The sequence below is a fragment of the Devosia sp. A449 genome (genome assembly GCF_054489375.1).
This window is the reverse complement of record NZ_JBTMWU010000001.1, coordinates 927,246-950,895: the sequence shown is the minus strand read 5'-3', so window position 1 is coordinate 950,895 and position 23,650 is coordinate 927,246. Positions and strand designations below refer to the sequence as shown.

Annotated in this window: 22 protein-coding genes; 11 read left to right on the top strand and 11 right to left on the bottom strand. The window is 63.7% G+C overall.

What is annotated here, in order from left to right; all coding sequences use genetic code 11:
• The first annotated feature begins 279 nt into the window (after nt 1-279).
• Nucleotides 280-2,157, top strand: a complete 1,878-nt coding sequence (locus ACX3OW_RS04615) for an ABC transporter ATP-binding protein (RefSeq protein WP_459094553.1) — start codon at nt 280-282, stop codon at nt 2,155-2,157.
• A gap of 181 nt (nt 2,158-2,338) precedes the next feature.
• On the opposite strand, the gene ACX3OW_RS04610 is transcribed toward ACX3OW_RS04615, so the two are convergent.
• Complete coding sequence (locus ACX3OW_RS04610) at nt 2,339-3,328, bottom strand: acrylyl-CoA reductase family protein (protein WP_459094552.1); 990 nt, start codon at nt 3,326-3,328, stop codon at nt 2,339-2,341.
• A 136-nt stretch (nt 3,329-3,464) separates the two neighbouring features.
• Between ACX3OW_RS04610 and ACX3OW_RS04605 the strand changes: the two genes are divergently transcribed.
• Nucleotides 3,465-3,779, top strand: coding sequence for an ArsR/SmtB family transcription factor (locus tag ACX3OW_RS04605; RefSeq protein WP_459094551.1), 315 nt, complete (start codon nt 3,465-3,467; stop codon nt 3,777-3,779).
• Between the two features lie 77 nt (nt 3,780-3,856).
• Nucleotides 3,857-4,888, top strand: coding sequence for a cation diffusion facilitator family transporter (locus ACX3OW_RS04600; protein ID WP_459094550.1), 1,032 nt, complete (start codon nt 3,857-3,859; stop codon nt 4,886-4,888).
• A 24-nt stretch (nt 4,889-4,912) separates the two neighbouring features.
• On the opposite strand, the gene ACX3OW_RS04595 is transcribed toward ACX3OW_RS04600, so the two are convergent.
• Entirely contained in the window at nt 4,913-5,641 is a 729-nt protein-coding gene (locus ACX3OW_RS04595) for a ThuA domain-containing protein (protein ID WP_459094549.1), read from the bottom strand.
• Between the two features lie 108 nt (nt 5,642-5,749).
• On the opposite strand from ACX3OW_RS04595, the gene ACX3OW_RS04590 reads away from it, so the two are divergent.
• Together ACX3OW_RS04590 and ACX3OW_RS04585 are read left to right on the top strand one after the other, a co-directional pair.
• A complete protein-coding gene (locus tag ACX3OW_RS04590) occupies nt 5,750-6,757 on the top strand; it encodes a Gfo/Idh/MocA family protein (RefSeq protein WP_459094548.1) in 1,008 nt (335 codons plus the stop codon).
• A 23-nt stretch (nt 6,758-6,780) separates the two neighbouring features.
• Nucleotides 6,781-7,779, top strand: a complete 999-nt coding sequence (locus ACX3OW_RS04585) for a LacI family DNA-binding transcriptional regulator (RefSeq protein WP_459094547.1) — start codon at nt 6,781-6,783, stop codon at nt 7,777-7,779.
• 181 nt (nt 7,780-7,960) lie between these two features.
• Here ACX3OW_RS04585 and ACX3OW_RS04580 read toward each other — a convergent pair whose 3' ends face one another.
• The 8 genes from ACX3OW_RS04580 to dctP all read right to left on the bottom strand — a co-directional run bounded on the left by ACX3OW_RS04580 (nt 7,961) and on the right by dctP (nt 15,415).
• A complete protein-coding gene (locus tag ACX3OW_RS04580) occupies nt 7,961-9,007 on the bottom strand; it encodes a 3-carboxy-cis,cis-muconate cycloisomerase (RefSeq protein ID WP_459094546.1) in 1,047 nt (348 codons plus the stop codon).
• Nucleotides 9,008-9,016: 9 nt separating this feature from the next.
• The gene (pcaF, locus tag ACX3OW_RS04575; protein ID WP_459094545.1) at nt 9,017-10,219 is read right to left on the bottom strand and encodes a 3-oxoadipyl-CoA thiolase; all 1,203 of its coding nucleotides are present in this window, start codon (nt 10,217-10,219) and stop codon (nt 9,017-9,019) included.
• A 2-nt stretch (nt 10,220-10,221) separates the two neighbouring features.
• Nucleotides 10,222-11,004 (bottom strand): CoA-transferase subunit beta, encoded by a 783-nt coding sequence (locus ACX3OW_RS04570; RefSeq protein WP_459094544.1) that lies wholly within the window; start codon nt 11,002-11,004, stop codon nt 10,222-10,224.
• Between the two features lie 2 nt (nt 11,005-11,006).
• Nucleotides 11,007-11,852 carry a CoA transferase subunit A gene (locus tag ACX3OW_RS04565; RefSeq protein ID WP_459094543.1) on the bottom strand — a complete coding sequence of 282 codons (846 nt, stop codon included), beginning with the start codon at nt 11,850-11,852 and terminating at the stop codon, nt 11,007-11,009.
• A gap of 239 nt (nt 11,853-12,091) precedes the next feature.
• A complete protein-coding gene (locus ACX3OW_RS04560; protein ID WP_459094542.1) occupies nt 12,092-12,529 on the bottom strand; it encodes a type II 3-dehydroquinate dehydratase in 438 nt (145 codons plus the stop codon).
• Between the two features lie 4 nt (nt 12,530-12,533).
• Nucleotides 12,534-13,835, bottom strand: a complete 1,302-nt coding sequence (locus ACX3OW_RS04555; protein WP_459094541.1) for a TRAP transporter large permease — start codon at nt 13,833-13,835, stop codon at nt 12,534-12,536.
• A complete protein-coding gene (locus ACX3OW_RS04550; RefSeq protein ID WP_459094540.1) occupies nt 13,832-14,350 on the bottom strand; it encodes a TRAP transporter small permease in 519 nt (172 codons plus the stop codon). Before ACX3OW_RS04550 ends, ACX3OW_RS04555 begins: the two co-directional genes overlap by 4 nt.
• Before the next feature lie 84 nt (nt 14,351-14,434).
• A complete protein-coding gene (dctP, locus tag ACX3OW_RS04545) occupies nt 14,435-15,415 on the bottom strand; it encodes a TRAP transporter substrate-binding protein DctP (RefSeq protein WP_459094539.1) in 981 nt (326 codons plus the stop codon).
• A gap of 246 nt (nt 15,416-15,661) precedes the next feature.
• On the opposite strand from dctP, the gene ACX3OW_RS04540 reads away from it, so the two are divergent.
• Complete coding sequence (locus tag ACX3OW_RS04540; RefSeq protein ID WP_459094538.1) at nt 15,662-16,333, top strand: GntR family transcriptional regulator; 672 nt, start codon at nt 15,662-15,664, stop codon at nt 16,331-16,333.
• A gap of 3 nt (nt 16,334-16,336) precedes the next feature.
• Here ACX3OW_RS04540 and ACX3OW_RS04535 read toward each other — a convergent pair whose 3' ends face one another.
• Nucleotides 16,337-17,251: a shikimate dehydrogenase gene (locus ACX3OW_RS04535; RefSeq protein WP_459094537.1), complete on the bottom strand. Its 915-nt coding sequence runs from the start codon at nt 17,249-17,251 to the stop codon at nt 16,337-16,339.
• Between the two features lie 149 nt (nt 17,252-17,400).
• Between ACX3OW_RS04535 and ACX3OW_RS04530 the strand changes: the two genes are divergently transcribed.
• From ACX3OW_RS04530 to tsaE, 5 genes are all read left to right on the top strand, one after another.
• Complete coding sequence (locus ACX3OW_RS04530; RefSeq protein ID WP_459094536.1) at nt 17,401-18,087, top strand: TetR/AcrR family transcriptional regulator; 687 nt, start codon at nt 17,401-17,403, stop codon at nt 18,085-18,087.
• 69 nt (nt 18,088-18,156) lie between these two features.
• Complete coding sequence (locus ACX3OW_RS04525) at nt 18,157-18,663, top strand: DUF2937 family protein (RefSeq protein WP_459094535.1); 507 nt, start codon at nt 18,157-18,159, stop codon at nt 18,661-18,663.
• A 98-nt stretch (nt 18,664-18,761) separates the two neighbouring features.
• On the top strand, nt 18,762-20,165 hold the full coding sequence (gene ahcY / locus ACX3OW_RS04520) for an adenosylhomocysteinase (RefSeq protein WP_459094534.1): 1,404 nt from the start codon (nt 18,762-18,764) through the stop codon (nt 20,163-20,165).
• A 536-nt stretch (nt 20,166-20,701) separates the two neighbouring features.
• Nucleotides 20,702-23,095, top strand: a complete 2,394-nt coding sequence (locus ACX3OW_RS04515; protein ID WP_459094533.1) for a sensor histidine kinase — start codon at nt 20,702-20,704, stop codon at nt 23,093-23,095.
• Entirely contained in the window at nt 23,095-23,514 is a 420-nt protein-coding gene (gene tsaE, locus ACX3OW_RS04510) for a tRNA (adenosine(37)-N6)-threonylcarbamoyltransferase complex ATPase subunit type 1 TsaE (protein ID WP_459094532.1), read from the top strand. The genes ACX3OW_RS04515 and tsaE overlap by 1 nt, the downstream gene beginning before the upstream one ends.
• The last annotated feature ends 136 nt before the right edge of the window (nt 23,515-23,650 follow it).

The window sequence follows — 23,650 nt, the reverse complement described above, 5'->3', positions numbered from 1 at the left end:
CGCTGAAACAAGGCAAACGCGGCAGCCAGCCTCTGGTTCACCGGCGCCGCCCCCTCATCCGCCCTTCGGGCACCTTCTCCCACGAGGGGAGAAGGGAACTCGGTGGCCCCCAAAGAGTGGAGCCCCCCTCGCCCCTTGAGGGAGAGGGACAGCTTTTCTGCGTTCAGCAGAAAAGCTGGGTGAGGGGGCCTGCGTGTGCCCATGCTTTGATGCGTGTGCCTTATCATTCCCCCACGCAAAGCTATTTCCCCCTCTCCCGCGCCCCGCTATCATGCTGGTATGACAGACCTTCCCGGGCGCCGCCCGCCGCCGACGCCCGATGCCGCCCCCACCTTCCGCGAGCGGATCGACAATTTGCGCCATCTTGGCCGGCTGGTGGCGCAGATCTGGCGCACCAGCAAGCGGCTGACTGCCGCCAGCATCGGCCTGCGGCTGATTTCGTCGCTGCAGCCCATCGCCATGCTCTATGTCGGCAAGCTGATCATCGACGAGGTGATCCGCCTCACCCAGATCACCCCGCCCGGCCCCGGCTTTGCCGATTGGTGGAGCGAGGGTGTACTCGATCACATGCTGGTGCTGCTCGGCCTTGAACTCGGGCTGGTGATCGTCTCCGACCTGCTGGCCCGCGCCACCGGCCTGGTCGACTCGGTGCTGTCCGAGCTGCATTCCAACACGGTCAGCGTCGAGCTGATGGCGCATGCCGCCCGACTCGACCTGCGCCATTTCGAATCCGCCGAATATCAGGACCGGCTGGAGCGCGCCCGCCGCCAGGCCGCCGGCCGCAACGCCCTCTTGAGCCAGATGTTCGGCCAGGCGCAGGACATGATCACCGTGGTCACGCTGGGGCTGGGCCTCTTTGCCTATGCGCCGTGGCTGATCCTGCTGCTGCCGCTCAGTTTCGTGCCCGCCATCTGGGGCGAAACCCGTTTCAACACTTTGGCCTATTTCATGAGCCGCTGGCGCACCCCCGAGCGCCGCGAGCTGGAATATATCCGCCATATCGGCGCCAGCGCCGAGACCGCCAAGGAACTCAAACTATTCGGCTTGGGCGATTTCCTCATCGCCCGCTTCAAGCTGCTGGCGCAGGCGATCTATCTCGAAAACCGCAAGCTTTCGACCCAGCGCGCCGCTTGGGGCGCCGTGTTTTCCTCGATCTCGACGCTGACCTATTATGGCGCCTATGGCTTCATCGTCTGGCGCACCATCACCGGCGCTTTCACCATTGGCGATCTGGCCTTCCTGTCCGGCTCGTTCCTGCGCCTCAATGGCCTGTTCCAGAAGATCTTGCTGGGCTTCACCCAGATCGCCGGGCAGTCGATGTATCTCGACGATCTGTTCAGCTTTTTCGAAATCGAGCCGACCATTCTGTCGCCGGCCACGCCCAAGCCGTTCCCGCAGCCGATCCGCCAGGGCATCACCTTCGAGGATGTCGGCTTCCGCTATCCCGACACCGACAATTGGGCGATCCGCCACCTCAACTTCACCCTCCATGCCGGGGAAACCCTGGCGCTGGTCGGCGAAAACGGCGCCGGCAAGACCACCATCGTCAAGCTGTTGACCCGGCTCTATGACCCCGATGAGGGCCGCATCACCATTGATGGCATCGACCTCAAGGATTTTGCCGTCGCCGATATCCACGCCCATATCGGGGTGATCTTTCAGGATTTCATCCGCTACAGCCTCTCCGCCCGCGAGAATATCGGGGTGGGCCGCATCGAAGATCAGGACGACATGGTCCGCATCGAAGACGCCGCCGAGCGCAGCCTCGCCGATGCGGTGATCGCCAAGCTGCCCGAGGGCTATAACCAGCAGCTCGGTCGCCTGTTCAAAAAGGGCCGCGACCTCAGCGGCGGCGAATGGCAGAAGGTCGCCATCGCCCGCGCCTATATGCGCGACGCCGATCTGATCATCCTCGACGAGCCCACCGCCGCCCTCGACGCCAAGGCCGAGTCCGAAGTGTTCTCCCGCTTCAAGAGCCTCGCCGCCGGCAAGACCGCGGTGATCATCTCCCACCGCTTCTCGACCGTCCGCATGGCCGACCGCATCCTGGTGCTCGACAATGGCGGGATCCTCGAATCCGGCTCGCACGAAGACCTCGTCGCCCTCCGCGGCCGCTACGCGGAGTTGTTCGAGCTGCAGGCGGCGGGGTATCGGTAGGGCCCCCTCATCCGCCCTTCGGGCACCTTCTCCCACGAGGGGAGAAGGGGGCTCAGTGCCCGTCCAAGAGTGGAGCCCCCTCGCCCCCTTGTGGGAGAGGGACAGCTTTTCTGCGTTCAGCAGAAAAGCAGGGTGAGGGGGCTGCGCTCGCCCATGCTCAGGCGCTCGGGCGCTCAGACGCTCACACCCCCACCCGCACCAACACCCGCCCCTTCACCTCACCCGCCAAAATCTCACTCGCCGCCCCCGGCAATTCCTCCAGCCCCACCTCGCGCACCAATCCGGCATACGCCGCCAGATCGAAAGTCTCGGCAATCCGCCGCCAGGCCGCCACGCGCGTCGCATAAGGCTGCATCACGCTATCGATGCCGATCAGCGTCACCCCCCGCAGGATGAAGGGCAGCACATTGGTTTCGAGCGTGATGCCGCCGGCATTGCCGAGACTGGCAACCGCACCGCCATATTTGATCTGCTTGAGCAGCTTGCCCAGCACCTTGCCGCCGGCGCTGTCGATCGCCGCATCCCAGCGCGCCGATTCCAGCACCTTGTCGGGCTGCGCCAGAAATTCATGCCGGTCGATGATGCTGGTCGCGCCCAGCGCACGCAGCGCTTCGGCATGCTGCGGCCGCCCGGACAGCGCCGCCACCTGATACCCCAGCCGCGCCAGCAGCGCGGTGGCAATGGTGCCCACACCACCGGCCGCCCCGGTCACCAGCACCTCGCCCGCCGGCGTCAGCCCCGCCGCTTCCAGCCGATCAATTGCCAGCATCGCCGTCAGCCCCGCCGTGCCGACAATCATTGCGTCGCGCGTGCTCAGGCCCTGTGGCAGGGGCACCAGCCAGTCGCCATTGACCCGCGCCCGCTCGGCATAGCCGCCCCATTGGGTTTCCCCCACCCGCCAGCCGGTCAGCACCACCTTGTCGCCGACGCCATAGCGCGCGTCCTCGCTGGCCCGCACAACACCGGCAAAATCAATCCCCGCCACATGGGGGTAGAGGCGCACCAGCCCGCCGCCACCGGTCAGGCAGAGCCCGTCCTTGTAGTTGAGCCCGGCCCAGTCGATATCGACCGTCACATTGCCCTCGGGCAATCGAGCATCATCCAGCATCTGAACCGCTGAGCTGACCTTGCCGTCACCATCCCTCTCGGTGACCAATGCGCGGAAATTCATGAGATCCTCCTCCAATGCGCCCCACCCTAGCCCTCCCCGGCGAGGCGTGGAAACTTCAATACGCTCACCGCGCTCTGGCGCATATCGGCAAAGCGTCTTACCTGTTGAGCCAGCTTGCCCCACCGAGACGATTGCCGTGAACGCACCCAGCGACAGCCAGATCGCCGTCATTGCCGAAACCTATCGCCTGCTCGGCGACCCCACCCGATTGCGGGTGCTGCTGGCCTGCCTGCCGGCGCCGATTGCGGTGGGCGACATCGCCAAGGCGGTCAATGCCTCGCCCTCGCTGGTCAGCCACCATCTGCGTCTGTTGCGCGGCGCGCGGCTGGTGCGCGGCACACGACAGAACAAGCAGGTGTTCTACGAAACCGCCGATGAGCACATCGCCCATATGCTCACCGACATGATCGAGCACGCCATGGAAGAGCAGGAGGCCGACAGCGACGCTTGAGCGCAGCCTTGCGCAAAGTGCTTGATTCAAACATATGAACATGTATTCATATGACGAGATTTGATCGGAGCGGCGCGATGACGGCCAACCACGAAAAAACCGGCAGCATGAGCCACAGCCATGCCGGCCATGAGCACGCGCCGCATGACGACCACGAGCATGATCACGCCGCACACGACCACGACCATGCGGATCACGATCACGCCGGCCACAGCCACGCCCCCACTGTCAGCGCCAGCAATGAACGTGTGGTGCTGATCGGCTTCCTGCTCACCGCCACCTTCATGGTTGCCGAAATCATCGCCGGCATGCTCTCGGGCTCGCTGGCGCTGATCGCCGATGCCGGGCACATGCTGACCGATTCAGCGGCGTTGCTGCTGGCCTGGGCCGCCTTCCGCTTCGGCCGCCGCGCCTCGGATGGCAAGCGCACCTTCGGCTATATGCGGCTCGAAGTGGTGGCCGGGCTGATCAATGCGGTGACCCTGTTCGCCCTGGTCGGCTGGATCATCTATGAGGCCATCCAGCGCTTCATGACGCCGCATGAGGTGCTGGCCGGGCCGATGTTCATCGTCGCCGTGCTCGGGCTGGTGATCAATATGGTGGTGTTCTTCGTGCTGTCGCGCGGCGAGAAGGACCATGTGAATATCCGCGGCGCCATGGTGCATGTGCTGGGCGATTTGCTCGGCTCGGTCGCCGCTATCGCCGCCGCCATCACCATCTGGCTGACCGGCTGGATGCCGATCGACCCCATTCTCAGCGTGCTGGTCAGCCTGCTGGTGCTGCGCAGCGCCTGGGCGCTGTTCCGCAACTCGCTGCATATCCTGATGGAAGGCACCCCCGGCAATGTGGTGGTGGAAGATCTCAGCACGGCGCTGGTCGCCAAGGTGAAGGGGCTCGCCGCAGTGCGCCACGTCCATGTCTGGTCGATCACCTCGGGCCGCCCGGTGGCGACGCTGGAAATCCTGCTCGATCCAGGCGTTGATGCCAATGCGGTGACCCAGGCGGTCAAAGCCGCGCTCTCCGCCGACTATGGCATCAGCCACGCCACCGTCGAAATCGTCTGGGACAGCAGCGCGCCGGCCTGCGCCTGGGATAGTGAAATCCCCTAACGCGGCGCAGCGCGCCCCAGTCTCTCAGCGGTGGATCGGCTCAGCGCGGTGCCAATTGTCCAGCTTGCGTGCGCCACTATGCGGCCGCATCGCCCATTCGATGCCATTGCCGATGACATGCTGCACCATGGGATGGTGGTAGATCGGGAAGGTTTCGTGGCCCGGCGAGAAATAGAAGATCCGCCCCAGCCCACGCTGGAAGGTCAGCCCCGAGCGGAACACCTCGCCGCCCTTGTACCAGCTCATGAAGACGATCTCGTCGGCCGCCGGAATGTCGAAGGGCTCGCCATACATTTCCGACTGCGGAATCTCAAAAAATGGCGGCACGCCATCGGCGATGGGATGGCCGGGATTGGTGACCCAGACCCGCTCCAGATCGCCCTCGGGCAGTTCGCGCCAGGCCAGGTTGCAATTGGTGCCCATCATGCGGCGGAACATCTTGGAATGGTGCCCCGAATGCAGCACCACCAGCCCCATGCCCGCCAGTACCCGCTGCTGCACCCGGTCGATGATCTCGTCGCGCACCTCGTCATGCGCCACATGGCCCCACCAGGTCAGCACATCGGTGCGATCGAGCAGTTCCTGGGTCAGCCCCTGTTCGGGATCGTCGAGCCCCCGGCGCTCGATGGTGAAGTCGCGCCCCTTGAGGCCGGCGGCGATGGCGCCGTCCATGCCGTCGGGATAGATCGCGGCCACCGCCGCATCGCGCTGCTCATGGCGCCCTTCATTCCAGATGGTCACGCGGATCGTCACGACTGCCCTCCTGTTGGCGAAACTGGTCATCTGCCAGCTTGACGCGCCAAAATGTACACGTTTACATTCGGCCGGCAATATGAAATTTGCGCTGGGGAAGGAACGAGCATGGTCTTGCGTCTGGGAGTCATCGGGGCCGGGTTGAAGGCCGCCGATTATGCGCGCGGCTGGGCCGCCATGGACGATGTCGCCATCGTCGCCACCGCGGAAGTCAGCGACGTTTCGCGGAAGCGCTTCGCCGATACCTGCGAAGCCGCCGGCGCGCCCCGCCCCGCCGAATATCCCGATGCCGACGCCATGCTGGCAGCGATGCAGGGCCAGATGGACGCCGTCTATGTGTCGACGCCGCATGTGTTTCACGCTGCCAATGCGCTGGCGGTGATCGAGGCGGGCTACGATCTGCTGCTGGAAAAGCCGATGGTGACCACCGTCGCCGAAGCGCTGGCACTGGTCGAGGCCGAGCAACGCACCGGCCGGACCGTGGTGATTGCCTTTCAGGGCGGGCTGTCGCCGCTGGTGCACGACACGCGCGACCGGGCGCGGCGCGGCGATTTCGGCGATTTGGTCAGCGTCAACGCGGTGATCTGGGAGGGCTGGAAAAACAACTATGCCGGCCAGTGGAAGCAGAACCCCGCCATTTCCGGCGGCGGCTTCATGTTCGATACCGGCGCACACATGATGAACACCGTCTGCGTGCTGGCCGATGCCGAGTTCGAACGCGTCTCGGCCTATACCAATAATCGCGGTCTCGCCGTCGATCTGGCCACTGCCGTCGCCGCCCGGCTCAGCAATGGCGCCTTGGTAACCTTCAATGCCGCCGGCGAAGGCCCGCCGGGCTGCGCCTCCGCCATCACCTTCTTTTACAGCAAGGCCATCATCCGCATCGACGCCTGGGGCAAATGGCGCGAGGTCAGCATTGATGGCGTGGCCGAGCCGCGCGAAGAAGGCGAAACCCGCGACACGCCGATGCACACCTTCCAGGCGGTGCGCGACGGGCGGCTGGCCAATCCCTCCACCGTCGCCAATGGCCTGCGCTTTGCCCGGTTGTGGGACGCCATCAAGGCATCGGCGGCTCGCGATGGCGCGCCGATTGCGCTAGAGCTGGGCCAGCCCTGAGCGAGGGGCGACGAGGAGATGGCATGCAGCGCAAGGGACTGACGTCGGTCGAACTGGCCAAAATTGCCGGCGTGTCCTCTGCCACCATTTCGCGCGCCTTCTCTGCCGGTTCCAGCATGAAGCCGACGACCCGGGCGCGCATTCTGGCGCTGGCCGACGAGCATGGCTTTCGCCCCAATGCGATGGCCCGCTCGCTCAATAACAGCCAGTCGCGGCTGGTGGCGCTGGTGGTCAATACCGTGGCCAATCCGGCCGAGGCCGAAGGGCTCGACCAACTGATCACAAGGCTGCAGGAGCAGGAGCGCATGCCGCTGGTGCTGCGCTGCGCCGACCATGCCGATCGCAGCCAGCTGATGCGGCTGGCTTCGACCTATCAGGTCGATCATGTGGTGCTGTATTCCGACGCCGTGTCGATTGACGACGCGGTGCGCATCTTCCGCTCCGCCGTGCCGGTGATCGCCTCCTCCGAACCGCTGGCGGGGCGCGACCTGTCCGAGGTGCGGCTCGATGCCAGCGCCGCCACGGGGGAAATCGTCGAACATCTGGTCGGCCTTGGCCGTCGCCATTTCGTCTATCTGTCGGGCCGCGCCTCGAGCCATATCGACAAGCAACGCATGGGCTGGTTTGCCGACGCGCTCGCGGCGCATGGACTGGCCTTCGCCATCGTCGAGCATGGCGATTATTCCTACGAGTCTGGCTACCAGGAAGCGGATTTGCTGCTCCGCCGCTCACGCCCCGACGTGATCGTCTGCGCCAACGACCTGATGGCCATCGGCGTGCAGGACGCCGCCGCTTCACTGGGGCTCAAAGTCCCCGAGGACCTGGCCATTGTCGGCCATGACGGCGTCGCCCTGGCCAATTGGGACTGCCACTCGATCACCACCATCATGCCGCCGCCGGGCGCGGTCAGCGCGGCGCTGGCCGAGATCATCGAGCGCGATCCGAACGACGCTTGCGTCCATCGCACGATCAGCTGCGTCGTCCGCTGGGGCCGCAGCACCGGGCCATTGCCTCGGGTTTAGAGCCCATATTATCCCTGCCGATTGCGAGCCCCGATACCATCCCCTCCCCCTTGAGGGGAGGGTTAGGGTGGGGGTGTCGTGCCCTCCAAGCACACCGAGCCAGCGGGAACCACGACACCCCCACCCCCGCCCTCCCCTCAAGGGGGAGGGAGCCTATCGCGGCTCTCTAAATTCAGTCGCCTCAACGCGCCGGAAAGCTCAGCTGCCCCACCAGCAGATTGCCCAGCCGCAGACTCGCCCCCGTCGCCACCACGATCTGCGGCAGGGTCAGCCATTCCAGCGTCCAGGCGGCGCCGGAGCGTTCATTTTCATGCAGCATGGCCTGCTGCAAGGTCCCGACCAGCCCGGCATTATACCGCGCCAGCGCCACCAGCACCTCGGCGTTCACCGGATTGGATTTATGCGCCATCGAGGATGAGCCGCCACCGCCGGCCAAGGCCACCGCGCCAATCTCGTTCTGCGCCAACAAGGTCACATCGACCCCGATCTTGCCCAGCGTGCCGCTGAGCAGAGCCAGCAGCGAGGCAAACCCCACCAGTGGGTCGCGCGCCGTCTGCCACGGTTCAGCCAGCCCCAGATCGAGCTGCCGCGCCAAGGATCGGGCAATGGCCTCGCCCTGCGCACCAAAGCTGCTGCGGTCGCCAATCGGCCCGCCGAGCTGGATCACCAGCAAGCCGCGCCGGCAGGCTTCCAGCGCCACCAGATGCCGCCGCAGCGGGGCAATCCAGGTGGCGAGTTTTGCCCCCACACTATAGGGCAACGCCTGCTGCATGCGGGTATGCGCCATCATGGGCTGGGTGCCATGGCGCTCCAGCAGCAGGTCGATGCCATCGAGCAGGCTGGACAATCGTGTCTCGAACAGGCCAATCACCGCAGCCAGCTGCAGCACCAGTGCGGTGTCGATGACGTCCTGACTGGTCGCGCCCTTATGCAAAGCCTCGGCATGCGGCGCGGCGATGCGACGGCGCAGCTGCGCTACCAGCGCCGGCACCACCACCCCATCGCGCGCCATGCCGGAAGCGAGATCGTCCCAATCGGGCTCAAACCCCACCAGCCCGGCCGCAATGGCGGCCGCCGCGTCAGCCCCGATCAGGCCGGCATCGGCTTCGGCTTGTGCCAGCGCCGCCTCAAACCGCACCATGGCCGCGATCCGGGCCGGATCAGCGAGCAGGGTTTCGGTTTCGATATCGCCGGTCAGGGCGTCGAGCAAAGGGCGCTGGCTGTTCATGCGTGCAATCTAGACCCGCTCAAGCCCGATGGCGATGCCCTGCCCGACGCCAATGCACATGGTGGCCAGCGCCCGGCGCTTGCCGGTCAGCGCCAGCTCCAAAGCTGCCGTGCCGGTGATGCGTGCGCCGCTCATGCCGAGCGGATGGCCCAGCGCAATGGCGCCGCCGTTGGGGTTCACATGGTCGGCGTCTTCGGCAATGCCCAGTTCGCGCAACACGGCGATGCCCTGGCTGGCAAAGGCCTCGTTGAGTTCGATGATATCGAAATCCGCCGACGTCAGACCCAGCCGGGCGCACAGCTTCTGCGTCGCCGGGGCCGGCCCCATGCCCATGATGCGCGGTGCAACGCCAGCGGTAGCGCCGCCGAGAATGCGGGCAATCGGGACGAGCCCATGCTTTTTGGCGGCGGCTTCGCTGGCGATAATCAGCGCTGCCGCACCATCATTGACGCCGGAGGCGTTGCCGGCCGTCACCGAGCCATTGGGAAATAACGGCCGCAGCTTGCCCAGCGTTTCGAGGCTCGACCCGGCGCGCGGATGCTCATCCTTGTCGACGCTGATCGGATCGCCCTTTTTCTGGGCAATGCTAACCGGGACGATTTCGCGCGCCAGCCGACCATTTTCCTGCGCGGCCACGGCCTTGTCCTGGCTGCGCAGCGCGAAAGCGTCCTGCGCCTCGCGGCTCACCTCAAAATCCTGCGCCACGTTCTGGCCGGTCTCAGGCATGGAATCGACGCCATAGAGCGCCTTCATCTGCTTGTTGACGAAGCGCCAGCCGATGGTGGTGTCATAGATTTCCGCGTTGCGCGAAAACGCCGTTTCGGCTTTTGGCATCACGAAGGGCGCACGCGACATCGACTCGGTGCCGCCGGCAATCACCAGCTCGGCCTCGCCGGATTTGATGGCGCGGGCGGCAGCGATCACCGCATCCATGCCCGAGCCGCAGAGCCGGTTGATGGTGGTGCCGGTCACCCCCACCGGCAGGCCGGCGAGCAGCAGGCTCATGCGGGCGACGTTGCGGTTGTCTTCGCCGGCCTGATTGGCATTGCCGAAGATCACATCATCCACCGCGTCCCAGTCGACGCCAGTATGCGCTGCCATCAGCGCCTTGAGCGGAATGGCCCCAAGATCGTCGGGCCGCACCGAGGACAATGCGCCGCCAAAGCGGCCAATGGGGGTGCGCAGATAGGCGCAGATATACGCTTCCGTCATGCTCAGTTGTCCTTCTTGCTGCCGCCATGGGCCGCGGCGGTGCGCGCCTGCAAATCGCGCAAAGTGGTCAATTCGAGTTCGCTCGGCACCGGGGTTTCGTCCAGATCGTCGGCAAAGCGCACTTTCCAGCCGCAGGTTTCCTGCACCATGTCACGCGTCACGCCGCGATGCAGCGAGCGCACCACGAATTCCTTGGTTTCGGGATCGGGCCGCCAGATCGCCAGATCGGTGATCAGCAGTGTCGGCCCCTTGGTGGTGATGCCGAGCCGCTGGCGATGATCGCCGCCCTCGCCGTGACCGAAGGAGGTGAAGAAATCCACCTTCTCCACCATCGAGCGCTGCGCCTGTTTCAGCGTGATGTAGATTTCGCCGCAGGAGGTAGCGATCTCGGGCGCGCCGCCGCCACCGGGCAGCCGCACCTTGGGGTGGTGATAATCGCCGATCACCGTGGTGTTGATATTGCCGAAGCGGTCGAGCTGCGCCGCGCCCAGAAAGCCGATGGAAACGCGGCCGCCCTGCAGCCAATAGCGGAACATTTCGGGCACCGAGACAGTCGACACCGCCGTCTCGCATAATTCGCCATCGCCGATCGACAAGGGCAAAACATCGGGTGCGGTGCCGATGGTGCCGCTCTCATAGATCAGCGTGATGTCGGGCGCATGGGTCAGTCGCGCCACATTGCAGGCGGCCGATGGCGCGCCGATGCCGACAAAGCACACATCCTTGCTGGAAAGCTGGCGCGCGGCGGCGATGGTCATCATTTCATTGGGGGTAAAGTCGGTCATGGTCACAGCCCCTTGATGCGGTCGGCAAACGCCTCGGGCGTCGCCTTGAGCACATGCTCGTCCATCCAGGCCGCGAACAGCTCACGGTCGGACGAAATCTTGTCCCACGCCAGATAGGTGGCGTTGTCGCGGGCATAATAGCCATGGGTATAGGAGGGGTGCGCCCCGCCCTTGACCACAGCGATGGCGTTGATCGTCCAATGCGGCAGGATGCAGAGATTAGGATGCAGGCCCTTGAAGTCGGGCACCACTTCCTCGACCGTCACCACGACCCGCTTGGCCGCCAACGCCGCTTCCTTCTGCACCCCGACAATGCCCTCGATCAGCACATCGCCCTTGGCGTTGGCCTTTTGCGCATGGATGAAGGTCACGTCCGGGCGATGCGCCGGCACCGTCGCCAGCTCTTCGCCGGTATAGGGACAGGTGATGGACTTGATGGTCGGATTGACCTTGGGCAGGTCAGCGCCGCGATAGCCCCGGAACACTGCCAATGGCAGGCCAGCGGCGCCGGCTTCGTAGGCCTGGGCCATGGCGGAGTGGGAATGCTCCACCGTCTCGATGCCGCGCGGATATTGGTTTTCGATGGCGTCGCGCATCCGGCGCAGCAGACCTACGCCGGGATTGCCGGCATAGGAGAAGATCACCTTCTTGGCCATGCCCATGCCGATCATCTGGTCATAGACGATGTCCGGCGTCATCCGCAGCAGGGTCAAATCCTTGAAGCCCTGACGGATCGCCTCATGCGCGGCGGCATGCGGAATGAGATGGGTGAAGCCCTCGAAGGCGACCATGTCGCCATCGTTCAGATTGTGCCGGACAGCCTCGGCAAGCGGCAAGAATTCGGCCATAGCGCTCTCCTGATTTATGCCGGAGCAAACAGAAAGGACCGCGCCCGGTCAACGGATTTGTGCGATTTACGATATTTGTTCGCATATCGCCCAAATCATGGGCCTGACAGATGCACCGGGCAGATAAGCGCAAGAAAAGTGGCAGCATGCTTGCAGCCCATGCTTGGACGAAAAAGGGGCCTGACCGCAGCCAAGCCCCTCTATCGCAAAGTCTTTTTCGGCCATCGCCGCCGCTAGCGCTAGAGGCGGGTTTCCAGCATTTTCAGCATGGCTTGCACCGCTGTCGCGTAGCCCTGCGCCCCCAACCCCACCAGCACCGCATCGGCCCGCATCGACACATAGGAGCGATGATAGATCGACTCGCGCTTGTGAACATTGGAAATATGGAACTCGATAACCGGCCCCTCGAACATTTTCAGCGCATCGAGCAGGGCCAGCGAGGTGAAGGTGAAAGCGGCGGGATTGATGATGATCCCCGCCCCCTCATCGATCGCCTCATGCACCCAATTGATCAGGTTTTCCTCGCTATTGGTCTGGCGGAAAATGACCGGGTGCTGCCCCGCCGCATCGCGGCAGAGCTGTTCCACCTCGGTCAGCGTGGTGGTGCCATAGATGGAAGGCTCACGCTTGCCGAGACGATTGAGGTTGGGACCATTTAAAATATAGAGCGGCTGCATGTTCTTAGCCCCCATAACCGAATTGGCGCGGCAGCCAGAGCACGATGTCGGGGACGAAGGTGAACACCATCAGCGCCACCAACAACCCGCCGAGGAACGGCATCACATCGGCCACGATATTGCGCATCGGTGAGCCCGATATCTTGGTCATGATGAACAGCAGCAAGCCATAGGGCGGCGTGATCAGCCCGAGCATGATGTTGACGATAACGACCAGGCCGAAATGCACCATGTCGATGCCCAGCGCCTGGGCGGTGGGGATCAGCACCGGCACAATGACCAGCAGGATGGTCGTGCCTTCGAGCACGCAACCCAGGATCAGCAACATGATGTTGACGATGATCAGGAAGGTGATCGGATCGAGGTTCCAACCGATCAAGATCGCGCTGATGGTGCGCGGAATATTCTCCACCGTCACCACATAGTTGAACACCAGCGCCCCGGCGATCAGCATGCCGATGGTGGCGGTGGTCTTGGCGCTGGTCAGCAGCGACAGGTAGAATTCACGAGCATTTACACTGCGATAGACGATGATCGAGATGACCAGCGCATAGAAGGCGGCCACAGCAGCGGCTTCGGTAGGCGTCGTGATGCCACCGTAAATGCCATACATCAGCACCACCGGCATCATCAGCACCGGCATGGCTTCCCAGGTCATCTTGGGCAGCTTGCGGAACGGCACCGGCGGCTCGACCGGGAAGTTCTTGACCCGGGCGGTGACGGCAATCTGCACCATCATGACGCCCGCCATCAGCAGGCCCGGAATGACCCCGGCGAGGAATAGGTAGCCAATGGACGTGTCGGCCACCAGCGCATAGAGCACCATGGGAATGGAGGGCGGAATGATCGGCCCGATCACGGCGGTGACGGCGGTCAGCGCGGCGGCATAGCTCGGCGTGTATTTGCCGTCCTTGGTCATCATGTGCTGCATCATCTTGCCCGACCCGGCGGCATCGGCGACAGCCGAACCGGACATGCCGGCAAAGACGATGGATTGCAGCACGTTGACCTGCGCCAGCCCGCCGCGGAAGCGGCCGACCACCGCATCGCACCAGCGCAGCAGGCGCTCGGAGAGCGAGCCGGAATTCATGATTTCAGCGGCGAGGATGAACAGCGGCACGGCCAGCATGATGTAGTTGGAATACATGCCGTTGAGGAACTGCTCGGCGACGATGCCCATATCCTGGCCGGTGAACAGCAGATAGAGGATCGAGCCGCAGAGCATGGACAGCCCCATCGGCAGACCGAGAAAGGCCAGCGCCGTGATCAGGATCAGCGCGGCGGTAAACTGAGTGGAAATGGTCATACGCCCGACCCTGCCTTGGTTGGATCAAAGCCTTCGCTGTCCTTGCCCCAGACGGCCTGACAGGCCAGCCAGAACTGACGAACGATCATCGCCACAGCGAAGATGGCATAGATGGAATAGAGATAATCGAAGCGGATTTTCAGATAGGCCGTCTTTTCGACCTTCATGAACATCACATAATCGACCACGGCCGGCAGCGAGATGGAGAACAGCACCACCAGCGTGACGGCGGTGAGAAAGACCATGACCCGCCGGGTGCGATTGCCCACTGCGGCATAGAAAATATCAAAGCGGATCTCTTCACTGTCGCGCACCACGAAGGCGGTGCCGAACAGCACGATCCACAGCCACATCATGACGCTGATTTCATGCGTCCAGCCGATGGGCAGATTGATGACGTAGCGGAAGACGATCTGCAGGATGAAGACGGCGAACATTACGCCGAGCATGGCTGCGAGAATATTTTCGGCGCGGGCGTATAACCACGCGCCGAGGCCGGCAAGTCGAGGATTCATTGTCTGTCTCCGGAGCGGAGGTCTGCCAAGGACGGGGCGGCGCCGCAAGTTGCGCGCGCCACCCCTGAGGGGCGGAAGTCTAGCTCAGAGTGCGTTGATGCGTTCAACCACGCCGGCCGGCCAGTCCTTGGCCAGATCGGAGTCCAGATACATCTGCTGGGCATAGCTGCGGAAGGCGTTGAGGTCGGGCTCATAGATCTTGAGGCCGGCGGCTTCGAACTGGGTCAGCAGTTCAGCTTCACGATCCAGATGCGCCTTCTGGCTGAAGTCAATCGCGGCGGTTGCCGCGGCCTGCACTTCGGCCTGCTGCTCGGGCGTCATGGCGTTGAACTTTTCGCTCGAAATCACCAGCAGGTCATAGCCCACCAGATGCGAGGTCAGCACGATCTGCTTCATCACTTCGTAGAACTTCATGTTCTCGACGTTGGGCAGCGGATTGTCCTGGCCGTCAATGGCGCCGGTCTGGAGGCCCGTATAGACTTCGGCATAGGCCATTGGCGTCGGGTTGGCGCCGATCGAGGTGCCGAGGAACTGCCAAGCGTCGCCGCCGGGCATGCGCAGCTTGATGCCGGCCATATCGGCCGGGGTCTTGATTTCCTTGTCGATGCGCAGGCCCACCTGACGGGCGCCGAAATAGGTCGGCCCGAGGATGTGAACGCCGAGCTGGTCTTCGGCCATCTGCTTGAATTCAGCGCCGACATCGCTGTCGAAGAAGGTGCGCAGATGCGCCGCATCACGGAACAGATAGGCCGAAGTCAGCACCGACCAGGCCGGGATTTGGTTGGAAATATCCTGGGGCGCGATATTGCCCATTTCCAGATTGCCACGCTGCAGCGCCACCAGTTCGGTGCCCTGCTTGAACAGATTGCCGCCGTAATAGGGCTCAAGCGTGAAGTCGTCGACGATCTGGCCGGCGAACAGATCCATCATCTCGGCGCGGATGTCCTGCTCCGAGAACACTGCCGAAAACCGCAGCACCGGCTTGTCCTGCGCCATGACCGGCACAACAGTGGCCAGCAGCAGGCTGCCAAGCAGCACGGCGCGGCGCGTAAATCCAAAACGCATTGTTATCCTCCCAAATGCCGCCTGTAAGCCCAGGCATCCTCAGCGGACGCACGGTTGAACACCGTCGTTTTCCGTCCTGAAGCACAATGTACGAAATAGTTCGTTCAAGTCAATGCCCCTTCGGAGCGCTTGCAAACTAGCTGCTTAATTTCATTTAGTCATGTAATTTTTGTTTTCTATGATTTTTCTGGATCACTTTGACGAGCGTCGTTCCATTGGCTAAAAGAAAGGCAAGTGGAGGCGGCATTGAGCGACGATAGACAGACAGTGGAAGAAGGCGTCGGCGATTTGGCGTTCCGGCGTATCCGCGACGACATTATAGCCGGCCAGTTGCCCCCAGGGAGAAAGCTCAAGCTGGACACGCTCAAAAGCCAGTATGGCGCCAGCGTCAGCACGCTGCGCGAAATTCTCAATCGGCTGGCCAGCGAAAATCTGGTGATGGCCGAAGGCCAGCGCGGCTTTGAAGTGGCGGCGGCAACGGCGGATAATCTGCGCGAAGTGGCCGATTTGCGGCTGCTGCTGGAAAGCCACGCGCTACGGCTCTCGCTGGAGACTGGCGATCTCGACTGGGAAGGCCGGGTGGTGGCCGCCCATCACAAGCTCTCGGTGGTCGAGGCGCAATTGCTCAGCGGCGACATGGACCGCACTGCCCAGTGGGTCCGCTACGACTTCGCCTTCCACAACGCCCTGATTTCGGCCTGCGGCTCGCGCACGCTACTGGATTTGCACGCCTCGGTGTTCGATCGCTTCATCCGCTACCACATGCTGGCCGAGAGCTTTCGCGGCTCGGCGGTGATGGATGACCACAAGGCATTGTTCGAGCTGGCGATGCAGCGCGACATCGACAATAGCGTCCGCAAGCTGACCAGCCACATCAAGAGCGGCGTCGACTATGTGCTGTCGACGGGCAAGATCTAAGGCCTAGCCCGCAACCGCCGCCCGAAATGTTTCCGCCATGGCATCGGCGTCTGGCTGCACGCCGGCGAAGAGTTCAAACGCCCGCACCGCTTGAAATACCGCCATGCCGCCGCCGGGCAGCACCTGACAGCCACGCGCCCGGGCGAGGTGGATCAGCTCGGTTTCGAGCGGGAAATACACCACATCGGCGACAAAGTGATGCGGCTCGATCAGCGCCGCAGCGATGGGCAGGCCGGGGCATTTGGTCATGCCGACCGGCGTGGCGTTGACGATGCCGTCGGCCAGGGGGGCTATATCGGCCACGTCATCCACGGCCTCGACATCAGCGCCGAGCAAATTGCGCAACCGGCCGGCCAGTGCCTGCGCCCGGCCCGGCTCGGTGTCGTAGATCGCCAGCCGCTGGACACCGCATTGCAGCAACGCCCGCGCCACCGCCGCCCCGGCGCCGCCGGAACCCAGTTGCAGCACCAGGTCGGTCTTCACCGCCGGCAGACCGCGCCGAAAACTTTCGGCAAAGCCCCAGCAATCGGTGTTGTGCCCCAGCGTCCTAGCGCCACCCAGCACCACCGTATTGACGGCGCCGATGGCCGCCGCATCCGGCGCCAGATCATCGAGCAGCGGCAGGATGGCCTGCTTGAAGGGGTAGGTGATGTTGAGGCCGGCAAAGCCGAGCTCGCGCGCCTCGGCCAGGATCTCGGGGAGCTGGGCGTCATCGAGTTGCAGCTGGTCGAAATCAATCAGGTGATAGCGATAGTCGAGCCCGAGCCGCTGGCCTTCGCGCTCATGCATCAGCGGCGACAGCGATGCAGCGATGCCCCGCCCCACCAGCCCGATGGTGATGCCGTCGGGATGCGGCAGGCGGTGCTGCAGAACCGTGCCACGAAGCGGCGGCTCCGGCTGGTTGCTGGCAATGTGCAAAGCTCAGGTCTCCCCATGCGCCGCCGCCGAAAAACGGCAGCGGCCTTGTCTTTCCCTCACCGCACCCGATAAATGCTGAAAGGCGATTTGCGGCAAAATGTACGAACTGGTTAGTTTAGTCAATTGCCGCCATGGAAGGCTGCGATTGTATGAGCACCCCAGTTTCATCATCCCGATCCAAAGCACGGGACGGCGGCACCCGCACGCAAGACCCTGAGGGCACCAAGCAGAACATCATCGAAGTGGCGGCGCAGGAGTTTGCGCTCAATGGTTTGGCGGGCGCCCGCATCGATGACATCGCCGCCAAGACCCGCTCGTCCAAGCGGATGATCTATTATTATTTCGGCAGCAAGGAGGGCCTCTATGTCAGCGCCCTCGAAAACGCCTACCGCCAGGTGCGCGAGGGCGAAGCCAAGCTCGACATCGACGGATTGCCACCGCTGGAGGCGCTGCGGCGGCTGGTGGAATTCACCTTCGATCACCATCACCAGCATGAAGAATTCATCCGCATGGTGATGATCGAGAATATCCATCACGCGCAGTACCTCGAGGGTTCGGGCGTGATCCGCGACCTCAACGTTACCGCCATTGGCAGCATCGAGGCGGTCTATGCCAAGGGCGTCGCCGCTGGGCTGTTCCGGGCCGGGCTCGACCCGCTGGAAATCCACTGGCAGATCAGCGCTCTGTGTTTCTTCAATGTTTCCAACCGCGCCACCTTCTCCAAGATTTTCGGCAAGGATGTCGGCAGCGCCGCCTATCAGGAGTCGCTGCGCCGACAGACCATCGACATGGTGCAGCGCTTTGTGGTGCGGGCCGACAAGCTGAGCGATCTGTAACGACGCGCCCCGGTTGCGGAACGGCCGGCGCTCCCGCACATTGAGCACGGGCAAGGCGGAGGCGAATCTATGCGGCGCATCATTGCCGGTGTCGGCGGCTTGGGACTGGCCATGGCGCTCAGCCAGTTCCCCGAATATGCCCAGCAATATACCCAGCGGCTGGGCGGCGCGGTGGACGAACTGCGTGTGATCACCGAGGATTTCGACCGGGCGGCCGTGGCGGGTGGCCTTGATCGCATCGCGGCGCTGCAGCGCTACGAGGCGTCCAATGACGGTTTTCTCGCCGGACGCGGCAGCTCGATGGCGGCAACCTTCCAGCGCTATGACACGCTGAGCGCCACGCTGGCCCGCATCGAAGGCGCCAATCCGGTCGAGCGGTTTCAATTGCTGCCGGCCTATCTCGATAGCGATATCGGCCGGCGCACGCTGGAGAGCTACCAGCCCGCCATCCCCGTCACCATGGAAGGCATTCTCTATGCCGGGGGCGGTTTCATCCTGGGCTATCTGGTGCTGTCGGGTCTGTGGCGCTTCCTCACGCTGCCGTTCAAACGCAGGCGTTATGCAGCCTATCGGTAAGCACATATAAGCATTTCTTTATGTCCCCCGTTGATCCAGCCCGCGCGCTTGCGTATAGCTGAAGCACGATCCCCCATTGCAATTGCCGGAGCCTGCCGATGACCACCCAATCGACCGATTATGCGGTCAAGGACATTTCCCTCGCCGATTTTGGCCGCAAGGAAATCACCATCGCCGAAATCGAAATGCCCGGCCTGATGTCGATCCGCGAGGAATATGCCGCGACCCAGCCGCTCAAGGGCGCCCGCATCGCCGGCTCGCTGCATATGACCATCCAGACCGCCGTGCTGATCGAGACACTGGTCGCGCTCGGCGCCGAAGTGCGTTGGGTCAGCTGCAACATCTTCTCGACCCAAGACCACGCCGCTGCCGCCATCGCTGCCGCCGGCATCCCGGTATTTGCCCATAAGGGCGAAACGCTGGAAGAATATTGGGCGTTTACCGACCGCATGATGGACTGGGGCAATGGCCTCACCCCCAACATGATCCTCGATGATGGCGGCGACGCCACCATGTATATCCTCAATGGCGCCAAGGCCGAGAAGGACATCTCCATTCTCGACAAGCCGGGCAATGAGGAAGAAGAAATCTTCTTCGCCACCATCAAGCGCCGCCTGGAATCGACCCCCGGCTTCTTCTCCAATATCCGCGCCGCCATCCGCGGCGTGTCGGAAGAAACCACCACCGGCGTGATGCGCCTCTATCAGTTGCACGCCAAGGGCGAGCTGCCGTTCCCGGCGATCAACGTCAATGACTCGGTGACCAAGTCGAAATTCGACAACAAGTATGGCACCCGTGAATCGCTGGTCGACGCCATCCGTCGCGGCACCGACGTGATGCTGGCCGGCAAGGTCGCCATCGTTTGCGGCTTTGGCGACGTGGGCAAGGGCTCGGCTGAATCGCTGCGCGGCGCCGGCGCTCGCGTTCTGGTGACCGAAGTCGATCCGATCTGCGCGCTGCAGGCCGCCATGGAAGGCTTTGAGGTCGTGACCCTCGAAGATGCTGCCCATCGCGCCGACATCGTCGTCACCGCCACCGGCAACCGTGACGTGCTGATGGTCGACGAAATGCGCAATCTCAAGGACATGGCCATCGTCTGCAATATCGGCCATTTCGATAACGAGATCGACGTGCTCGGCCTGCGCAACTTCAAGTGGACCAATGTGAAGCCGCAGGTCGACCTGATCGAGCAGCCCAATGGCAAGCGTCTGATCCTGCTGTCGGAAGGCCGCCTGGTCAATCTCGGCAACGCCACCGGTCACCCGAGCTTTGTCATGTCCGCCTCCTTCGCCAACCAGACGCTGGCCCAGATCGAACTGTGGACCAATGGCGAAAAGCTGGAAAAGAAGGTGCATGTGCTGCCCAAGCATCTCGACGAAAAGGTCGCCGAGCTGCATCTGGCCAAGCTCGGCGCCAAGCTGACCAAGCTGACCAAGACCCAGGCCGACTATATCGGCGTCAGCCAGAACGGGCCGTTCAAGTCGGGCGAATACCGCTACTAATCGACTGCGACTTGCAATCGCGAGCGCCCGTGGCCTTGGCTGCGGGCGTTTGCTTGTGCGGTGTTTGCTGCCCCACCCCCTCCTATCCTCCCCCATCAAGGGGGGGGGTATCGATCGAGTTTCTGGCTGGATCGAGCCTAACCCACCGGACGGCACCTCCCCCTTGATGGGGGAGGTTGGGAGGGGGTGGAGCCCAGCATGCCGAAGCGCTCGCGAACGTTGCTGCTTCGTTCACGGTCAAGACCCGATATCCCCCCTTTGCCATCAAAGCACAGCCATTAACCCTCTTTTAGCCGATTCACCGGGCCGGTATGGTCAGGGTGATTCGGGAGCTCGGGGACAAGTGACCGGATCGGAGTTGGCCGGAGTCCAGATGGACTCCGCGTTTGGCCACTTCTTTTTGTGCAGGCGTACCGGATTGCCTCGGCATCCGGGCTGGCATCAACAATTTTGACCTTAGAGGGCAGCGCATGGCGCCGGATCACTTCCGGAAGCATTGGGGATTCGCGGTAGTCGCGGCAGCCCCTCTTACCCTGATGACGGCGGTCCCCGCCCTCGCGCAGGGCATCAACGCGGCCAGCTTTGCGGGTGCTGCGCCGCTGGCTGTTGCCGTGGGCGCCGGAGCCTTTGCCCTGCTGGCCATGGCGGTGGTGCGCACCACGCTGGTCAACGGCAAGGCGACGCGCCGCCACGCCGCCGAACAGATCGCCGGGCTGCGGGCGCTGGTCGATGAATATGAGGGGCTGCTGTCGGGCACCCGCGAAGTCACCATTTTGTGGACCGACAATAGCGACGGCGCGCCGCGCCTGCTCGGTCAGGCCGCTTCGGTGCTGCCGGTCGGCCGCCAGCCCTCGAGCGTACTCAAGCTTTCCAGCTGGCTGTCGCATGGCGACGCCGACAAGCTGGCGCGCCTGCTGGAAGATTTGCGCGTGCATGGCCATGGCTTTGCCGTGAGCCTGAATGCCCTCGACGGCCGGCTGATCCGCGCCAATGGCTGGGTGCTGGGCGGCGGCGCCGCGATGCGCCTGCGCCCCGCTTTCCTGCAGCCCGGCGCCGAGCCCACCATGGTCGCCGCTGCCGCCACCGGCGATCATGCCAGTGTCCGGGCCATTCTGTCGGCGCTCACCAAACCGGCTTTTGCCCGCGATGACAGCGACCGGCTGATCTATGCCAATCCGGCCTATCTGCGGCTGGCCGGCACGCTGGGCAAGAAGGGCACTGAAAACGCGCCGCCCGAACTGCTCGACACCGCGCAATTGCGACAGCATCTGCTGGCCTGCGCCCAAGACGACAAGCCGGGCACCATGACCGTCGCCTGGCCCGGACAGGGGCCCTATCAACTGGTGGAATTCCCCATCGCCGGTGGCCGTGCCGGTTATCTGCGTCCGGTCGAAGACGAGGCCAACCGCCCCGCCGAAACCGGCATTGCCCATATCGGCGGCATTATCGGCGCGCTGGCCACGCCGATCGCCATTTTCAATGCTCGGCGCGAGCTGATCCAGTTCAACGAGGCCTATGCCCAGCTGTGGAATTTGAACCGCAAATTCCTGGTGCCGGGGCTCGATGAGCGCGCCATTCTCGACAAGCTGCGCACCGAGGGCATGCTGCCCAGCCAGGTGGATTATCAAATCTGGCGCAGCAAGCATCTGGAAAGCTACGCCCGCAAGGAACCGCACGAGAACGAGCCCTGGCATCTGCCCGATGGCCGCACCATCAAGGTGATCTCGGCACCGGCCGGCCCGGCGGGTGGGGTGATCTATGTGTTCGAGGACATCACCGAACGGCTCAAACTGGAATCGGCCAACAAGGCGTTTTCCAATGTGCAGCGCGAAACCATCAACGCGCTCAGCGAAGCGGTGGCGGTGTTCGGCACCAATGGCCGGCTGACGCTGTCCAATCCGCGCCTGCTGGCGCTATGGAAGCTGCCGGTCAATGAACTGGGCCACAATCCCCATATCGACCAGATCGCCGAGGCCTCGGGCCGCGCCATTCCAGAAGATGGCTCCACTATATGGCGGGATTTGAAGCGGGGGATAATTGATCTCAATCCGACCCGTTCGGACCAGACCGGGCGGATCAACCGCTCGGATGGGCGGCTGCTGGATTATGCCATCACCCGCCTGCCCGACGGGCAGACCATGATGACCTTTCTCGACGTCACCGAGAGCGCCAGCTATTCGAAGGTGCTCAAGGAGCGCAATGATGCGCTGGTGGCCGCCGACGTGCTCAAGGACGCTTTCGTCGAAAATGTCTCCTATGAGCTGCGCAGCCCGCTGACCAATATTATCGGCTTCGCCGATCTGCTGGCCGGCAGCGAAGGCGGCTCGCTCAATGAGCGGCAGCGTGCCTATATCGATTATATCCGCGCCTCCTCGGTAACGCTGGGCGTGCTGATCGACAATATTTTGGACCTCGCTTCGGTCGATGCCGGCATTGCCGAATTGCGCCCCGAACTGCTCGATGTGGTGACGCTGGTCGACAAGGCGCGGGCTGGGCTATCGGCCACTTTCCCCGAAATTTCGGGCGAGAAGCCGATCAATCTGGTGGTCGATATCGAAGACCGCATGCCGCCCTTCATCGCCGATGGCACCCGCATCGTGCAGGTGCTGTATAATCTGTTGTCCAACGCGGCCCGCTTCTCGCCGCCGGGTGGCGAAATCCGGCTGACGGTGAGCCATCGCGCCGACCGCATGCTGTTCGTCATCGAAGACGAAGGCCCCGGCATCACCGCCGAAATGCGCGCCGCGATCCAGACCCGCATCGACACCCCCTCGGGGCGCCAGCGCGGCGCCGGCCTCGGCCTCGCCATCGTCAAGACCTTCGTCAATCTGCATGGCGGCACCATCTCGGCCGAAAAGCGCGAGCCGCGCGGCAGCCGCATCATCGTCAACCTGCCGCGCGACAGCGCCATGGCCGGCGTCGCCGAATAATGGAGCGCCTGCTCGCCGACGACGCCGCGACTGCCGCCCTCGGGGCCGCGCTGGCGGCCATGCTGGCGCCAGGCGACCTCGTGGTGCTCAATGGCGATCTCGGCGCCGGCAAGACGGCGCTGGCCCGTGCCATCATCCGCCATCTGGCCGGCGATCCGGCGCTCGACGTGCCCTCCCCCACTTTTGCGCTGGTGCAGCCCTACGACACGGCCAAGGGCCCGGTGCTGCATGCCGACCTCTACCGGCTGGGCGATCCGCGCGAGGTGGATGAACTGGGCCTGCTCGACAATCCCGATGCCATCGTGCTGGTCGAATGGGCCGAACGGGCACCGGAACTGGTCGCGGCGGCGACGCTGGTGGTGGAGCTGGCGATTCCGCCCGGCGGCGAAGGACGGAGTGTTTCGGTGACCCGCCGATAGGCGTGCGCAAGCGCCGCCTGCAATGCGGGTTTCAGAAGACGAGCGGAGCCCCGAGGCGGTTTTCGCCTCTGGTTAAGTTAAAATAATGAGACGAGAACCGCCTCGGGGCGTCGGGTTTTTCTCGGAAGGCAGACCG

What these genes read in the sequence shown, in the direction of transcription:
- ACX3OW_RS04615 (WP_459094553.1), top strand. Translation starts at nt 280, where the DNA reads ATGACAGACCTTCCCGGGCGCCGCCCGCCGCCGACGCCCGATGCCGCC.
- ACX3OW_RS04610 (WP_459094552.1), bottom strand. Translation starts at nt 3,328, where the DNA reads ATGAATTTCCGCGCATTGGTCACCGAGAGGGATGGTGACGGCAAGGTC.
- ACX3OW_RS04600 (WP_459094550.1), top strand. Translation starts at nt 3,857, where the DNA reads ATGACGGCCAACCACGAAAAAACCGGCAGCATGAGCCACAGCCATGCC.
- ACX3OW_RS04590 (WP_459094548.1), top strand. Translation starts at nt 5,750, where the DNA reads ATGGTCTTGCGTCTGGGAGTCATCGGGGCCGGGTTGAAGGCCGCCGAT.
- ACX3OW_RS04585 (WP_459094547.1), top strand. Translation starts at nt 6,781, where the DNA reads ATGCAGCGCAAGGGACTGACGTCGGTCGAACTGGCCAAAATTGCCGGC.
- ACX3OW_RS04580 (WP_459094546.1), bottom strand. Translation starts at nt 9,007, where the DNA reads ATGAACAGCCAGCGCCCTTTGCTCGACGCCCTGACCGGCGATATCGAA.
- pcaF (WP_459094545.1), bottom strand. Translation starts at nt 10,219, where the DNA reads ATGACGGAAGCGTATATCTGCGCCTATCTGCGCACCCCCATTGGCCGC.
- ACX3OW_RS04570 (WP_459094544.1), bottom strand. Translation starts at nt 11,004, where the DNA reads ATGACCGACTTTACCCCCAATGAAATGATGACCATCGCCGCCGCGCGC.
- ACX3OW_RS04565 (WP_459094543.1), bottom strand. Translation starts at nt 11,852, where the DNA reads ATGGCCGAATTCTTGCCGCTTGCCGAGGCTGTCCGGCACAATCTGAAC.
- ACX3OW_RS04560 (WP_459094542.1), bottom strand. Translation starts at nt 12,529, where the DNA reads ATGCAGCCGCTCTATATTTTAAATGGTCCCAACCTCAATCGTCTCGGC.
- ACX3OW_RS04555 (WP_459094541.1), bottom strand. Translation starts at nt 13,835, where the DNA reads ATGACCATTTCCACTCAGTTTACCGCCGCGCTGATCCTGATCACGGCG.
- ACX3OW_RS04550 (WP_459094540.1), bottom strand. Translation starts at nt 14,350, where the DNA reads ATGAATCCTCGACTTGCCGGCCTCGGCGCGTGGTTATACGCCCGCGCC.
- dctP (WP_459094539.1), bottom strand. Translation starts at nt 15,415, where the DNA reads ATGCGTTTTGGATTTACGCGCCGCGCCGTGCTGCTTGGCAGCCTGCTG.
- ACX3OW_RS04530 (WP_459094536.1), top strand. Translation starts at nt 17,401, where the DNA reads ATGAGCACCCCAGTTTCATCATCCCGATCCAAAGCACGGGACGGCGGC.
- ACX3OW_RS04525 (WP_459094535.1), top strand. Translation starts at nt 18,157, where the DNA reads ATGCGGCGCATCATTGCCGGTGTCGGCGGCTTGGGACTGGCCATGGCG.
- ahcY (WP_459094534.1), top strand. Translation starts at nt 18,762, where the DNA reads ATGACCACCCAATCGACCGATTATGCGGTCAAGGACATTTCCCTCGCC.
- ACX3OW_RS04515 (WP_459094533.1), top strand. Translation starts at nt 20,702, where the DNA reads ATGACGGCGGTCCCCGCCCTCGCGCAGGGCATCAACGCGGCCAGCTTT.
- tsaE (WP_459094532.1), top strand. Translation starts at nt 23,095, where the DNA reads ATGGAGCGCCTGCTCGCCGACGACGCCGCGACTGCCGCCCTCGGGGCC.